This window comes from Micromonospora sp. NPDC005197, from assembly GCF_040608295.1.
Taxonomy (GTDB): Bacteria; Actinomycetota; Actinomycetes; order Mycobacteriales; family Micromonosporaceae; genus Micromonospora.
In genome coordinates this window covers 1-14,125 of record NZ_JBEXHY010000127.1, presented here as the reverse complement: position 1 = coordinate 14,125, position 14,125 = coordinate 1, and the positions used below count along the sequence as shown (strand labels likewise).

17 protein-coding genes are annotated in these 14,125 nt (G+C 72.7%); 13 read left to right on the top strand and 4 right to left on the bottom strand.

Annotated elements, in window-relative coordinates; genetic code table 11:
• The coding region (locus tag ABZU46_RS26835; protein ID WP_354862085.1) for an MFS transporter at nucleotides 1-1,060 on the top strand (1,060 nt) is incomplete at its 5' end.
• Here ABZU46_RS26835 and ABZU46_RS26830 read toward each other — a convergent pair.
• Nucleotides 1,044-1,325 carry a hypothetical protein gene (locus ABZU46_RS26830; RefSeq protein ID WP_354862084.1) on the bottom strand — a complete coding sequence of 94 codons (282 nt, stop codon included), beginning with the start codon at nucleotides 1,323-1,325 and terminating at the stop codon, nucleotides 1,044-1,046. The two genes, ABZU46_RS26835 and ABZU46_RS26830, sit on opposite strands and share 17 nt — an antisense overlap.
• Nucleotides 1,326-1,375: 50 nt before the next feature.
• Here ABZU46_RS26830 and ABZU46_RS26825 point away from each other — a divergent pair, with 50 nt between their 5' ends.
• Together ABZU46_RS26825 and ABZU46_RS26820 are read left to right on the top strand one after the other, a co-directional pair.
• Entirely contained in the window at nucleotides 1,376-1,603 is a 228-nt protein-coding gene (locus tag ABZU46_RS26825; protein ID WP_354862082.1) for a hypothetical protein, read from the top strand.
• A 59-nt stretch (nucleotides 1,604-1,662) separates the two neighbouring features.
• Nucleotides 1,663-2,589, top strand: coding sequence for a 5'-3' exonuclease (locus tag ABZU46_RS26820; protein ID WP_354862081.1), 927 nt, complete (start codon nucleotides 1,663-1,665; stop codon nucleotides 2,587-2,589).
• Nucleotides 2,590-2,671: 82 nt separating this feature from the next.
• On the opposite strand, the gene ABZU46_RS26815 is transcribed toward ABZU46_RS26820, so the two are convergent.
• Nucleotides 2,672-3,388 carry an isocitrate lyase/phosphoenolpyruvate mutase family protein gene (locus tag ABZU46_RS26815; RefSeq protein WP_354862079.1) on the bottom strand — a complete coding sequence of 239 codons (717 nt, stop codon included), beginning with the start codon at nucleotides 3,386-3,388 and terminating at the stop codon, nucleotides 2,672-2,674.
• Nucleotides 3,389-3,578: 190 nt separating this feature from the next.
• Between ABZU46_RS26815 and ABZU46_RS26810 the strand changes: the two genes are divergently transcribed.
• Genes ABZU46_RS26810 through ABZU46_RS26800 form a run of 3 tightly spaced genes read left to right on the top strand, consistent with a single transcriptional unit; the run spans nucleotide 3,579 to nucleotide 4,829 of the window.
• Nucleotides 3,579-4,037, top strand: a complete 459-nt coding sequence (locus ABZU46_RS26810; RefSeq protein WP_354862077.1) for an SRPBCC domain-containing protein — start codon at nucleotides 3,579-3,581, stop codon at nucleotides 4,035-4,037.
• Entirely contained in the window at nucleotides 4,034-4,384 is a 351-nt protein-coding gene (locus ABZU46_RS26805; RefSeq protein ID WP_354862075.1) for a metalloregulator ArsR/SmtB family transcription factor, read from the top strand. The genes ABZU46_RS26810 and ABZU46_RS26805 overlap by 4 nt, the downstream gene beginning before the upstream one ends.
• Before the next feature lies 1 nt (nucleotide 4,385).
• The gene (locus ABZU46_RS26800) at nucleotides 4,386-4,829 is read left to right on the top strand and encodes an SRPBCC domain-containing protein (RefSeq protein ID WP_354862074.1); all 444 of its coding nucleotides are present in this window, start codon (nucleotides 4,386-4,388) and stop codon (nucleotides 4,827-4,829) included.
• Between the two features lie 9 nt (nucleotides 4,830-4,838).
• Here the strand turns inward: ABZU46_RS26800 and ABZU46_RS26795 are convergent, their stop codons facing one another.
• On the bottom strand, nucleotides 4,839-5,129 hold the full coding sequence (locus ABZU46_RS26795; RefSeq protein ID WP_354862072.1) for a GNAT family N-acetyltransferase: 291 nt from the start codon (nucleotides 5,127-5,129) through the stop codon (nucleotides 4,839-4,841).
• Nucleotides 5,130-5,226: 97 nt separating this feature from the next.
• Complete coding sequence (locus ABZU46_RS26790) at nucleotides 5,227-5,496, bottom strand: GlsB/YeaQ/YmgE family stress response membrane protein (protein ID WP_354862070.1); 270 nt, start codon at nucleotides 5,494-5,496, stop codon at nucleotides 5,227-5,229.
• Between the two features lie 306 nt (nucleotides 5,497-5,802).
• Between ABZU46_RS26790 and ABZU46_RS26785 the strand changes: the two genes are divergently transcribed.
• The 7 genes from ABZU46_RS26785 to ABZU46_RS26755 form a co-directional block, all read left to right on the top strand.
• Nucleotides 5,803-6,552 carry a DUF1223 domain-containing protein gene (locus tag ABZU46_RS26785; protein ID WP_354862068.1) on the top strand — a complete coding sequence of 250 codons (750 nt, stop codon included), beginning with the start codon at nucleotides 5,803-5,805 and terminating at the stop codon, nucleotides 6,550-6,552.
• A gap of 88 nt (nucleotides 6,553-6,640) precedes the next feature.
• Nucleotides 6,641-7,024 (top strand): hypothetical protein, encoded by a 384-nt coding sequence (locus ABZU46_RS26780; protein ID WP_354862066.1) that lies wholly within the window; start codon nucleotides 6,641-6,643, stop codon nucleotides 7,022-7,024.
• Nucleotides 7,025-7,212: 188 nt separating this feature from the next.
• Nucleotides 7,213-10,128 (top strand): glycosyl hydrolase, encoded by a 2,916-nt coding sequence (locus ABZU46_RS26775; RefSeq protein WP_354862064.1) that lies wholly within the window; start codon nucleotides 7,213-7,215, stop codon nucleotides 10,126-10,128.
• Between the two features lie 86 nt (nucleotides 10,129-10,214).
• On the top strand, nucleotides 10,215-11,165 hold the full coding sequence (locus ABZU46_RS26770; protein WP_354862063.1) for a hypothetical protein: 951 nt from the start codon (nucleotides 10,215-10,217) through the stop codon (nucleotides 11,163-11,165).
• Nucleotides 11,166-11,534: 369 nt separating this feature from the next.
• Nucleotides 11,535-12,827, top strand: a complete 1,293-nt coding sequence (locus tag ABZU46_RS26765; RefSeq protein WP_354862061.1) for a cytochrome P450 — start codon at nucleotides 11,535-11,537, stop codon at nucleotides 12,825-12,827.
• 241 nt (nucleotides 12,828-13,068) lie between these two features.
• The gene (locus ABZU46_RS26760; protein ID WP_354862059.1) at nucleotides 13,069-13,548 is read left to right on the top strand and encodes a helix-turn-helix transcriptional regulator; all 480 of its coding nucleotides are present in this window, start codon (nucleotides 13,069-13,071) and stop codon (nucleotides 13,546-13,548) included.
• 254 nt (nucleotides 13,549-13,802) lie between these two features.
• The coding region (locus ABZU46_RS26755) for a hypothetical protein (protein ID WP_354862058.1) at nucleotides 13,803-14,125 on the top strand (323 nt) is incomplete at its 3' end.

The following is a 14,125-nucleotide window of genomic DNA, read 5'->3' as shown; positions in this document are numbered from 1 at the left end:
CCTACCGCTGCGCGGCACCCAGGTCGGCGCGGACCTGGCCCGCGCCCTCGCCGTCGCCTCGATCCCGCTGGCCTGGTGGTGGGGGCAGCTCACCGTGACCCACCTGGTGGTCACCGCGCTCGTCGTCAGCTTCGCCAACGTGGTGTTCGACGTGGCCAACTCGACGTTCCTGCCCAGCATCGTCGAGCGCGAGCAGTTGCAGTCGCGCAACAGCCTCACCTCGGCCACCCACGCCGCGACCCTGCTCAGCGGCCCATCGCTCGGTGGGCTCGCCGTGCAGGCGCTCGGCGCGGTGCCCACCCTGCTCGTCGACTCGGCCAGCTACCTCGTCTCGGCGGCTCTGCTGCGTACCCTGCCCGCGCGCCGCGTCGACGCGCCCGAGCAGTGGCCGCCGGTCGGTGAGCTGATCCGCGAGGGCTGGCGCTACGTCGCGTACCACCCGGTCATGGGCCCGTGCATGTGGGCCGCGACGGCCATGAACTTCGTCTGCGGCGCGCAGTTCGCGCTGCACCCGCTCTACCTGGTCCGCGACCTGCACGCGCCGGCCGGCCTGGTCGGCGTCCTGCTCGCCGTCGAGGGTGTCGGCGCGCTGGTCGGGGCTGCCCTCACCACGTGGATCACCACCCGGCTCGGCAGCGCCCGCGCGCTGGTCGCCGCCGGGTTCACGACGGTCGCCGGAGCGTTCCTGATCCCCGGTGGCACCGGTTGGCCGGCTTACGTCGCCTTCGCCGCCGGCAGCATCGTCTTCTCTCTCGGCACGGTCGTGCTCAGCGTGACCACCCGGACGTACCGGCAGATCGCCAGCCCACCCGAACTCCTCTCCCGGGTGATGGCGACCGTGCGGTTCGTCTCCTGGGGCGCCATCCCGGTCGGCGGGCTGGTCGCCGGCGGGCTCGCCGGCCCGCTCGGCGCCCGCGCCACCCTGTTCGTCTTCGCGGCGACCCTGATCTGCGCGCCCCTGGTGCTGCTGCTCTCCCCCGTCCGGCGCCTGCGCGACCTCACCGACCACGACCGCGACCGCGACCAGGGCCGGCGTCCGGCCGTCACCATTGGTCGGTGACCGCCGCACCCGACCACAGGCCGTCGGCCATGCGGCGAGCCCGGGTCGCGTCGCTGAGCACATCGACGCTGTGCACGTACTGGTCGACCGCGCCCAGCAGCGGTCGGTCGCGCAGCGTCGGGTCGGTCACCGCTGCGCGTAGTGCGGCGGCGACGCGCTCGGCACGCAGCACCAGGAACGGCCGGAAACGCCACCCCGGCAGTCTGCGCCGTTCCAGGGCCTGCCCGCACTGTGGTTTTCCGGGTAGGACCGGGGCGGGGGCCATAGCCTGGGATCGGGACGCCCGCATGGGTGGCACCGACCGGGAGGGCCGACGTGGCAGCGAACGACGCGAACCGGGCGGCGACCCGCCGTCGCTGGCAACTGTGGGCCGGGGTCCTCGCGCTCGTCGGCCTGGTCCTGCTGGTCATCGGGTTCACCGTGGCCGACGGCGTCGCCGCCTGGGTCGAGGTGCTGGTCGCGATCCTGCTGCTGGTGACCAGCTACGTCGTGCAGCACCTCGCCCGCCGCGACACCGTCTACCGGCACGACGAGCAGCGCTGACGCCGCCGGGCGGCCGGGCGTACCGCTGATCGTCGCAGGGCTGTGCCAGGCTGTCGGGCGTGGCACACCGATCCCCGATCCTGCTGATCGACGCACCCAGCCTCTACTTCCGGGCCTACTTCGGCATCCCGGAGTCCGCCGCGCGCGCCGAGGACGGCACGCCCGTCAACGCGGTGCGCGGCTTCCTCGACATGCTCGCCACGCTCATCCGGGGTCGGGGCGCCGACCGGATGGTGTGCGCTCTGGACTACGACTGGCGGCCGGCGTGGCGGGTCGAGCTGCTGCCGTCGTACAAGGCGCACCGGGTGGCCCCGCAGGGCGGTGAGGTCGTGCCTGACACGCTCTCCCCGCAGGTGCCGATGATCCTGGAGGTCCTCGACGCGGTCGGCATCACCGCCGTCGGCGCGACCGGTTACGAGGCCGACGACGTGCTCGGCACGCTGTCGGTGACCCAGCCGGGCCCGGTCGAGGTGGTCTCCGGCGACCGGGACCTGTTCCAGCTCATCGACGACTCCCGGGACGTGCGGCTGCTCTACGTCGGGCGCGGCGTGGCCAAGCTCGACGACTGCGACGACGCGGCGGTGCGCGCCCGCTACGGGGTGCCCGCCGACCGGTACGCCGACTTCGCCGCCCTGCGCGGCGACCCCAGCGACGGACTGCCCGGGGTGCCGGGCGTCGGCGAGAAGACCGCCGCGCGACTGATCGAGCGGTACGGCAGCATCGACGGCATCCTGGCCGCGCTGGACGACTCCGACTCGTCCTTCGCGCCGGGCCTGCGCACCAAGCTGGCCGCCGCCCGCGACTACCTGGCCGTCGCGCCGACGGTGGTCCGGGTCGCCCTGGACGTGGCCCTGCCGGAGCTGCCCACCGCGCTGCCGACCGCCCCCGCCGACCCGGAGCGGCTGCTCGAGCTGGCCGGCCGGTGGAACCTGGCCGGCTCCGCCCGCCGCCTCGTGGACGCCCTGGCCGCCCGCGCCGACGCCTGACCGGGCGGCGCCCTTCACCGAGGCGCGCCGCCCGCACCCGCGGCACCGGCCGCCGCTGAGGACGCGCCGGTCGGCCGGTGCCTCACGCGCGCAGGTTGGCCGCCAGGTCACCGATCGCGGCCATCGCGTAGCGCTGCATTCCCGGGCCGAACGTGATGCGCGTGGCGCCGTGTCGGGCCAGCTCGGTCACGGACTCCCGGTTCGGCGCGGCGGCCATGTTGATCGGGCCGGTGATGCCCTCGCGCAGCACCGCAAGGACCTCAATCGGCGCCCGCAGCGGGTACACGCAGTCGACGCCCGCCGCCACGTACAGCTTCGCGCGGGCGACGGCGTCGGCCGGGTCACCCGAGCCGAACAGGAACGTGTCGACGCGCGCGTTGATGACGAGCGCGTCGCCTGCCGCCGCCCGCACCTCGGCCAGCCAGTCCGCGTGCCGCTGCGGATCCTTGAGCGTGGCGTGCCCCTCGGAGTCCTCCAGGTTGCAGCCGACGACGCCCGCCTCCAGCAGCCGCTCGACCAGCTCGGCGGGGGCGAGCCCGTAGCCGTCCTCCACGTCCGCGGACACCGGAACGGAGACGGCCCGGACGACCCTCGCCACCGCGGCGAACATCTCGGCGGGCGGGGTGGCGCCGTCCTCGTAGCCGAGGGAGGCGGCGACCCCGGCGCTCGGCGTGGCGAGCGCTTCGAAGCCGGCGTCGGCGAAGACCCGGGCGCTGCCCGCGTCCCAGGCATTCGGCAGGACGAGCGGGTCGCCGGCGGGGCGGTCGTGGTGCAGGGCACGGAAGGTGGCGGCTGTCATCGTTCAGGTCTCCCGACGGGATGTGGAGGGACGATGGCGAGGGCAGGGCGACTGCCCACCATGGACCGTACCGTCATCGCCCGTTCCAGGCGGCGTGCCGTGCCCGGGGCCAATACGCAACCATCGGTTGCGCGAGGCGCCCCGAGCGTTGTAACCTGACGCAACCAAAGGTTGCGAAAGGGTGGTACGCATGGAGTACGGAGTCATCGAACGCGACATCGACGTCAACGCCTCGCCGGAGGTGGTCTTCGAGGTGATCAGCCAACCCGAGCACGTGCGGGAGTGGTGGCCCGACGACGCCCGGTTCGAACCGGTCGAGGGCGCTCCCGGCGAGTTGGTGTGGCGCGACGCGCAGACCGGCGAGACGACGACCGTCGACCTCGCCGTCGTGGACGTCGACCCGCCGAAGCGGTTCTCCTTCCGGTGGTCCTTCACCGAGCCCGACCGGGGCGGGCAGTCGCTGCTGGTCACCTTCGACCTCGTCCCGATCGCGACGGGGACCCGCGTCCGCATGACGGAGACCGGTTTTCGCGAGATGGGCTGGGAGATCGCCCTGCTCGAGAAGCAGTACCAGGACCACGTCAGCGGGTGGAACCACTACATCCCCGCGCTCGGCACGTACGTCGCACGGCTGGTCGCCACGTCATGAGCACGGTCGTCGACGACGCCCTGTGGTCGGCGATCGGCGACCCGATCCGGCGCAGCATGATCGACCTGTTGCTCGCCGGCGGGCCCGGCACCGCCACGTCGCTGAGCGAGCGACTGCCCGTCACCCGCCAGGCCGTCTCGAAGCACCTGGCCGTCCTGGACCGGGTCGGCCTGATCCACTCCGCGCCGGCCGGTCGCGAGCGTCACTACCAGGTCGACGAGGCGCAGCTCGCGCGTGCGGTCGCCCAACTGACCGCCGTCGGCGCCACCTGGGATGCCCGACTCCGCCGGATCAAGCGGATCGCCGAGACGATCGAACGTCACCGTACCGACAACCAGGGAGAATGAGATGGTCGACATCCTGCACCGGGTCGGCGTCGTCGCCCCGCTCGACGACGTCTACCGCGCGGTGGCCACCCCGGAGGGCCTCGCCGCCTGGTGGACGGCCGACACGGTCGGCAAGAGCGAGGTCGGCGGGCAGTTGGCCTTCCGGTTCGGCGACGCCGGGGGCTTCGACATGGAGGTCCTGGAGCTGGACCCCACCGGCCACGTCCGCTGGCGGGTCACCGACGGCCCCGAGGAATGGGTCGGCACCGAGATCGACTGGCGCCTCGACCAGCGGGGCGACTACACCGTCGTCCTGTTCAGCCACGAGGGCTGGCGCGAGCCGGTCGAGTTCATGCACCACTGCGGCACCAAGTGGGCGACGTTCCTGATGAGCCTCAAGGAGCTGGTGGAGACCGGGCGGGGCAGGCCGGCGCCGGACGACGTCCAGATCAGCGACTGGCACTGAGCCCGGCCGCTACTTCACCTTCCGGGTGGACCGCACCACGATGTCCTCGTACTCCGGGTGCTTGACCAGCCACTCGGCGAGGAACGGGCAGATCGGCACCACGGTGCGCCCCCTGGCCCGCGCGTCGTCCATGACCGCGCGGGCCAGGGTCGACCCGACGCCCCGGCCCTCGTACGCCGGATCGACCTCGGTGTGGGTGTAGGCGATGATGGCGCCGGTCAGCTGGTAGGTGACCACCCCGGCGACCGCGCCCGTCTCGTCGCGCGCCTCGAACCGCTCCCGCGCGGGCACGTCTGTCACGGTGAACTCCACCGAATCATCCAAGCACAGCGCCCGTGGCGACAGGTCGTCGCCACGGGCGCGTGAGGGCCGGCGGGCCCGGCGAGGGAGCGGGGCGTCAGGGGCGTCGGCGGCCCAACACAGCGGCGGCGCCGGCCACACCGATCGCGGCGAACACGACCTGCAGCAGCAGTTCGATCCAGTCGATGCCGGCGGTCTCGTCCACGCCGAGCCCACCGGCCACGAGGGTGCCGAGGATCGCGGCGAGCACGCCGATCGCCAGGGTGAGCACGATCGAGATGTTCTGCTTGCCGGGCACCACGAGCCGCCCGAGGGCGCCGATGACCAGGCCGATGATGATTGCGGTGAAGAAGCCCTGGATTTCCACGGGGGCCGTCCCTTCCGGAGAATTTTTCGTCAGCGACGCTCTGGTGCCCCGGCTCGGGCACCGTCGAAACCCGTGATCGGCGTGCCGGCCAATTTGTCACGCGATTGTCATGAGCGGGCCGGTATGCCGACGCGCGGCTGGTCCCGGTCGGAAGTGGCGTCTCCGGGCGCAACGGCGGATCCGGGGTTGGACAGGCACGGACGGGCACTGGACGCCCCCATCCCCCCTCGCGGCCTCGCTGACCAGGCGTTGTCGGTGCGGTAACGGGAATCGCAGAGCCGCCAGCAGGCTCTGGGAGGAGACGCCATGACCACGCCATCGCCGCACGGATCGGACGCCGCCGGTCAGCCGGAACGGCCGACGGAGGGCGGCGGCGTCGCCGTCGTGGAACTGTTCACCTCCCAGGGCTGCAACAGCTGCCCTCCCGCCGAGGAGCTGCTGACCGCGATCGAGCACGACTCCCGGGCGCGGCGCGAGCCCGTCTTCGCCCTCGGTTTCCACGTCGACTACTGGGACGATCTGGGCTGGCCCGACCAGTTCGCGGACGCGGCGTACACGGCACGGCAGGAGGCGTACGCCCGGGGCTTCGGCTCGGGGCGTCTCTACACCCCACAGATGATCGTCAACGGCACCGTGGAGTTCGTCGGCTCCGACCGTGGCCGGGCGGCGAGGGCCGTCGCGTCCGCCCTGATGTCGCCCGCCGCCGCGCCCCTCACCCTGTCCGTTCCGGAGGTCGCCGACGGCGGGCAGCGGATGGTGCTGGGCTACCGCGCGCAGCGGCTGTCGCAGCCCGCCGTGGTGAACGTGGCGCTCGTGCAACGCGGCCTGCGCAGCGAGATCGCCCGCGGAGAGAACGCCGGCCGGACGCTGCGGCAGGACAACGTGGTGCGCGCCTTCGCGTCGGTGCCCCTGGACGCCGAGCAGGGACAGGTGGAGCTGGTCACGCCGCCGGATCTCGACCCCGGCCAGTCCACGGTGATCGGCTACGTCCAGCGCGAGGGCGACCGGGCGGTCGTCGGCGCCACGGCCGTCGACCTGTCCGCCGCGGCCGGCTGACGCCGCCGGTGGGCGGCCCGCCCGCCACCTGTCGGTCCCGGTGCGTAATCTCGGCGCATGCGGATGGCATGCGCGGTGCGGGGTCTCGGTGGCTGACGCCGACGACGTACGCCGCCTGGCCCTGGCCCTGCCCCACACGGTCGAGATCGAGAGCGAGGGCTTCGACTTCCGGGTGGCCGACAAGGGTTTCGTCTGGTCCTATCCCGAGCGCAGGCCGGGCAAGCCGCGGGTGATCCGGCGCGACATCGCGGTGCTGTTCGTCGGGGACGAGGCCGAGAAGCAGGCTCTCCTGCTCGGCGAGCCCGAGGTCTTCTTCACCACGTCCGGGTACGACGGCCTGCCGCTGGTGATGCTGCGCCTGGCGGCGGTCGACGTCGAGCGCCTGAGCGAGCTCGTGACCGACGCGTGGCGGATGCGCGCGCCGGACGCGCTGCACGCCGACCTGGACGGGCTCGGCGTAGCGGAGAGTTAGCCACCGCGGCGCGGTGGGCGATCAGTTTGCGACATCAGCACGCAACCGGACTGACACATTGACGGGGATCTCCGGGGTCGATTACCGTGCCGGCTGAGAGAGCGCTCTCTCGATCGACGTTTTCCACAATTCAGACGCTACGCGCCCGGGTCGGCACGGTCCGTACCGGGACGCGCGATGGAGGCACCATGAAACCTCCCGTCCCCCACCGCCGCTGGGCCCTGGCAGCCGCCACCGCCCTGGCCCTGGTCGTCGGTGGCCTCACGATTCCCGTCACCCGCGCCGCCGAGGCCGCGCCCGTGGGCGCCGGCAGCTACACCACCACCCCCGTCGGCGCGCTCCCCACCGGCTGCGGCGCGATGTCCAGCAACCCCCGGCAGTTCGCCACCGCCAACGCCCCCGCCGGTGCCGTACCCACCAACGACTGGTGGTCCTCGCTGCTGTGGAAGCGCACCGACTGCGCCTTCAGCGAGCCCCTGCACGCCCACCCGACCTCCTACGACACGTTCACCGACGGCCTCGGCTTCTCCGCCAACTCCACACCCGCCATCAGCGGCACGGCCACCGGCGTCGGTGAGTACCACTACCCGTACGTGCAGGACATCCGCGTCGGCGTGGCCGGGCTCGCCGCGCCCCAGGTGAAGGTGGACGGCTGGACCGACTGGACGGTCAGCCCCTACTGGAGCGACGGCACCCGCACCCTGCGCGCCACCATCGGCCACGGCCTTCCGTTCGCGTACTTCCAGGCCAGCGGCGGCGACGCGGTGATCGGCACGTCCGGCACCCCCGACGTCTGGTCCGCCAACGGCGCCACCATCGGCTTCCGGGTCAACGGCCACGACTACGTGGCGTACGCCCCCAGCGGCGCGACCTGGACCGTCAGCGGTGGCCGCATCTCCTCCACCCTCGCGGGTCGCGGCTACTTCTCGGTGGCCCTGCTGCCCCCGACGGCGAACGCCACCGAACGCGCCGACCTGGCCACCACCTACGGCCGGTACGCGCACGCCCACGTCACCGGCACCCGCGTCTCCTACGCCTACGACCCGTCGACCAACGGCCTGAGCACGACGTACGCGTTCACCACCACCGCCCGGGAGGGCACCGCCACGCAGACCGTGGTCAGCCTCTACCCGCACCAGTGGAAGTCGCTCGCCGGCTCGACGCCGATCACGCCGACCTACCCGTCGGCGCGCGGCCGGATGAAGGTCCTCACCGGCGTCAACCAGTTCCGGACCGCCATGGCGTTCCAGGGAGTCCTGCCCGAACTGCCGGCCGTCGGCGACGGCAGCGGCGCGGACCTGACCACGCTCACCGGCCACCTGGCCGCCGCCCACGGCAACCCGATGGACCAGCGGGGCAACGACACGTACTGGACCGGCAAGGGGCTCGGCCGGGCCGCCCGGCTCGCCGAGGTCGCCGACCTGGTCAACGACACGGCCACCCGCGACAGCGCGCTGAACGCGATCCGCAGCACCCTCACCGACTGGTTCACCGCGTCCAGCGGCAAGACCCAGCGGCTCTTCTACTACGACGCCAACTGGGGCACCCTGATCGGCTACCCGGCGTCGTACGGCTCCGACCAGGAACTCAACGACCACCACTTCCACTACGGCTACTTCATCGCCGCCGCCGCGACACTGGCCAAGTTCGACCCGTCCTGGGCCGCGACCAGCCGCTACGGCGGCATGGTGGACCTGCTGATCCGCGACGCCAACAACTACCGCCGCGACGACACCCGTTTTCCCTACCTGCGCGACTTCGACATCTACGCCGGCCACGACTGGGCGTCCGGGCACGGCTCGTTCGGCTCCGGCAACAACCAGGAGTCGTCCTCGGAAGGGATGAACTTCGCCAACGCCCTCATCCAGTGGGGTCAGGTCACCGGCGACACCGCCGTGCGTGACGCCGGCATCTTCCTCTACACGACGCAGGCCGCCGCCATCCAGGAGTACTGGTTCGACGCGAGCGACCAGAACTTCCCCGCCGCCTTCGGGCACTCGACGGTCGGCATGGTCTGGGGCGACGGCGGCGCGTACGCCACCTGGTTCAGCGCCGACCCGGAGATGATCCAGGGCATCAACCTGCTGCCGGTCACCGGCGGGCACCTCTACCTCGGCAACAACCCGGCGTACGTGCGCACCAACTACGCCGAGCTGGTCCGCAACAACGGCGGCCCGCCGACGGTGTGGCAGGACATCCTCTGGCAGTTCCAGGCCCTCGGCGACCCCGACGCGGCCCTGGCGAACCTGCGCGCCAACCCGGGCTACACCCCCGAGGAGGGGGAGAGCCGGGCGCACACCTTCCACTGGATCCGCAACCTGGCGGCACTGGGCACCGTCGACACGACGGTCACCGCCAACCACCCGCTGAGCGCGGTCTTCTCCCGCAACGGGGCACGCACCTACGTGGCGTCGAACCCGACGGCGAACCCGATCACCGTCACGTTCTCCACCGGCACCCGGCTCACCGTGGCCGCCGGTCGGACGGCCACCACCGGGGCGTACACCTGGAGCGGCGGCAACGCCTCCGGCGGGGTACCGCCGAGCACGACCCCACCGACCACCGCGCCGCCCACCACGGCGCCGCCGACGACCGCGCCGCCGACCACCGCGCCGCCGACCACGCCGCCACCGAGCTCGGGCTCGCCCACGCGGTACCTGCTCGCCGGTGGCGGGCTGGGCGCCGCCGGCAGCGCGGGCACGACCACGGTCGCGGCCGCCAACGGAAACCACGACGGTACGCCGACCAACCCGCAGGTCTTCACGGCGACCGGCCTCAACCTCGCCTACTCCGGGGCGCAGACCACGTTCGACCTGTTCCTGGACGCCGGCACGGCCGTCGGCAACGGGGTGCAGGTGCGCGTCTCCTACGACCTGACCGGAAACGGCAGCTGGGACCGGACGGAGACCTGGCGCTACTTCGCCACCGACCCGGTCCCCGGCTACGAGCACTACACCCAGAACGCCGGCCTGGCCTCGGCCACCGGCACGTTGGGCACGTTGAGCAACGGCACGGTACGGGTGGAGGTCTGGTCCGCCATCGGCAACAACCCCACCTCGCTGGGCGTCGGCAACCAGTCGGTGCTGCGCCTTCCGTACTCCTGATCCGTCCACCCGCGCTCGCCGCCGGCCGCACCTCGGCCGGCGGCGAGCCTTCGCGGCGACTGGCGACCGGGTGCGAGGCTGGCGGCATGTCGTCCGTACGCGAACCGCAGCCCTCCCCGCCGCGGGCCGGGACCGCGCGGTGGCGGCTGCGGTTGGTGGGGTGGCTCGGCCCGGCGGGTGCGGCCGTGGCCCTGAACCAGCTGGCCACCGTCCTCCCGCCGGTCGCCGTCGGCGCGGTGATCCTGGTGGTGGCGGTGGTGTACGGCCACAATCGACTCGACGAGCGCGCCCCGCTGGCCGAGGCGCTGCCCCGGATCCTGCTCTACGTCGCGGTCGCCGGTGTCGCGCTGGCCGTGACGACGCCGTCGTCGTGGGCCGGGCCGCTCACCCTGGTGGCGGTCGTGGCGATCGCCTGCGCCGCGCTGGTCGCCCGAGACCGGGCGACCGCCCTGACCTCGCTGGCGGGGATCAGCGTCTGCACCGCGGGCCTGTTCGTCGTCACCGACGCCGTCCACGTCGAGCGGGCCGGCGCCCGGTTCGTCGGGGTGACCCTGGGGACCTTCGCCGTGGTGTTGGGCCTCCTCGTCCTGTACGACCGCCGGCACCTCTTCGGCGCGGACAGCCCCGGCCTCGCGGTGCTGCGGGAGGCCCGCGTGTCGTGGTCCCGAGCCGGCGCGCTGGGCGTGCTCAGCGTTCCCGCCAGCGTGAGTCTGGCTCGCGAGGGATCCCTGGTGACCGCCGCCCTGGTCGCGGTGGCCGGCCTGTGCTGGCTGGGCGTGACGCTCGTCTTCGTGTTGGCCGAGCGGCGCGACGCCCTCGCCGGGGCGCTGCTGGCGCTCAGCGGGGCGGCGGTCACCGTGCTGGGCCTGCTGGCGTTCCACGCCCGGGAGTACCCGGTCGGCATGATTGCCGTCACGGCGGGCGTGGCGATGGTGGGCGGCGGAATCTCGATGCTCGAATCGACGGGCGCGCTGGGGCGCCTGGGCGGTTGGCTGGCCCACCTGACCAAGCCGGCGGCTCAGCGCGCCGATGGCTGAGGGCCCTCCCCGGGTTGTGCCTGTCGCCGGGGCGTCACCTTCGTCCCGGCGGAATCGTTGCCGGGAATGAGGATTTGCACAATCCGGCAATCCCATCGACCACCGTGGACGGCCGAGACGCGATCGGGCCTGCCGCCGAGGATGGAGCTGGCAAACACCGGGGTGCAAGGTGCAGCCGGCCAGGGCCGGAACGGTTCCGCGAGGAACAATTGTCACGCCATCAAATAGATAGCGACCAATCTTGACTTGTGCATCGAGCCGGCGCACCGTGAAGGGCGCGCGGCAGATGCGCACCATTGTCGGCCCGCCTTCGGCGACGTACGGAATGCGAGCGCCGCTGGTTTCGCGCGGCGCGTCAGGAGGCGTTCGATGCAGTTGAATCCGTTTTCCGGGGTCTATCTCACCGATCCCGCCAGCGCCTGGCGACGCATTCTCGACGATCCCGACCGGGTGCCCTACGCCGAGGATCTGGACCTGTGGCTGATCAGCCGGCACGCGGACGTCCGACACGCCCTCGCCGACGCCGCGACGTTCGGCAACGCCCTCACCCTCGCCCCGATCTACGAGGTCTGCCCGGAGGCGATGAGCGTCATCATGCAGATCGACGCGCCACCGACGACGGCCGCCGCCGACCCGCCCACGCACCCCCGCACCCGCCGCGCCCTGCGGGCCACCTTCGCCAACACCGCGGACCGGGCCGAGGCCGAGTACGGCGCGATCGTCCGTCGCCGCGTCGACGACCTGGTGTCCCGGCTCGTCGCCCGAGCGGGCCGGCGGGCGGATCTCGTCGGTGAGTTCACCACCGAACTTCCGCTGCTGGTCATCCTGGACATCCTCGGGGTGCCGGACGCCGACGTCGACCAGATCCGGCGGTGGGCGGACGGTCAGCTCGCCCTGATCTGGGGGCAGCCGGACCCGCAGGAGCAGGTACGCCTGGCCCGGGGTCTGCTGGAGTTCTGGCACTACTGCCAGGACCTGGTCCGGCAGCGGCTCGACAGTGGACACGACGGCGCCGACTTCATCAGCCGGGCGCTGGCCTACCGCGACGACGACGACGCGGTGCTGACGGTGACCGAGGTGGCGAGCCTCGCCTTCAACCTGCTGGTCGCCGGGCACGAGACGACCGCCGGCCTGCTCGCCCACGCACTCGACGAGGCCCTGTCCGACCGGCAGCGATGGCAGGCGCTCGTCGCCGACCCGCGATCCGTGCCCGACTTCCTGACCGAGACCCTCCGGTTCGCGCCCGCCATCGACGGTTGGCTGCGGGTGACGCGCCGCGACGTCACCCTGGGCGGGGTCACCATTCCGGCGGGCGCGCGCTGTCTGCTGATGATCGGGGCGGCGAACCGGGACCCCGCGGTCTTCGCCCACCCGGACCGGTTCGACCCACGCCGCCGCGACGCCGCCGACCACCTGTCGTTCGGCCACGGCCCGCATTTCTGCATCGGCGCCGCATTGGCGCGACTGGAGGCCGGCGTGACTCTCACCCGACTCGCCGCTGCCATTCCCGGCCTCCGACTGGCACCCGAGCACCGCCGGTCGTTCAAGCCCAATGTTTCATTTCGCGCGCACCACACACTCGTCGCGACAATCGATATTCTGGCGCCTGCCGACGACCCGACGGAAGCTCCGGCCACCGCCACCGAGGCACACGCCGTCTGACGACGAGGACACCGGCGGCGGTGACCTGCGGGCCGACCGACGCGGCCGGATCGGACCGACACGACACGCCCCGGCCGCGCGGCGCGTGGCCTCGCGCGCTTTTCGCGGCGATCCATCTCGGCGCATGTCTTCACACCCATCGCGTTCAGGGTTAAGAATTGCCCCCTATGAATGTTCAGCCCGCCGGCCAATCTCGATCTGACACCTGCTGCTGATTCGCGGGTGCCACGAAGGTGAGCGCATGGAGCACACGCCCCCGCCGAGCGCAGCTCACTCCGCGGCCAGCCAACAGTTCCGCTGGGAGCTGCGCAGCTGCCGGGTCCGACGGGGACTGACCCAGCGGGCCCTGGCGGACCTGGTGCGGTTCAGCCGGGAGACGGTCGCCGCGGTGGAGTCGGGCCGCCGCTTCGGCAGCCACGAGTTCGCGGTGCGCTGCGACGACGTGCTCGACACCGGCGGCCTGCTGGCGTCCCTGTGGCCGCAGGTCGCGGCCGAGCAGTTGGCGGCCGACGGCCGACGGGGCCCACGATCCCCGGAGCAGGCGCGACTCGATCCGCCCGTACCGCGCCAGCGGAGTCGGCGCGACGCGCGCGACCCGGGCGCCGTGGTGGACGCCATCGACGAGCTGCGCGAGCTGATCGGCCAGGTGCTCAGCAGCCAACCGGAAGCGGACGATCCCGGGCCGCGCCGCGCGCCCGAGCACCTCGACGACCAGCGCTGAGCGCGGGCGCCCACGAACGACCGCCGTGCGCCACCGGCCGCTGACTCTGGGTACAGATGCTGGTACGGCCAGTTTGTACCACCGCCAGGTCTGGCCTCCGAGCGCGGGTTCCGGCGGAATGGGACTTGCATTCGGCAAGGTGCGGATAGACCGTCATCGACGAGTCGCGGGAGTCAATCTTGGCGTCGAGCACGAGGTCCCACGCGGCCCGACCCTACCCGAGGAAACGACGCGCCTGGAAGATCGCCGGCCGGATGCGCCTCATCGTGGCGGCGCCACTGGTGGCCGTGATCGGGTTCGCCGGCCTCGCGCTGACCGAGAGCGCACGCCAGACGACCCGCGCCAGCGACCTGGAGGTCGTGGCACGCCTCGGCGCCGAGGCCGGCGACCTGGCGTACCGGCTGCAACGCGAACGGGCCGCCGCCGCCGACCTGCTCACCCACCCCGACGCGGAGCAGCAGGACGCCTTCGGCGTGGAGCTGGCCGCCACCGACGCCGCCGTCGAGCGGTACCGCCGACAGCGCGACAAGGTGCCCGCCGACGCCAACGCGGCGCTCCTGCGCCGCGTCGACGCGGC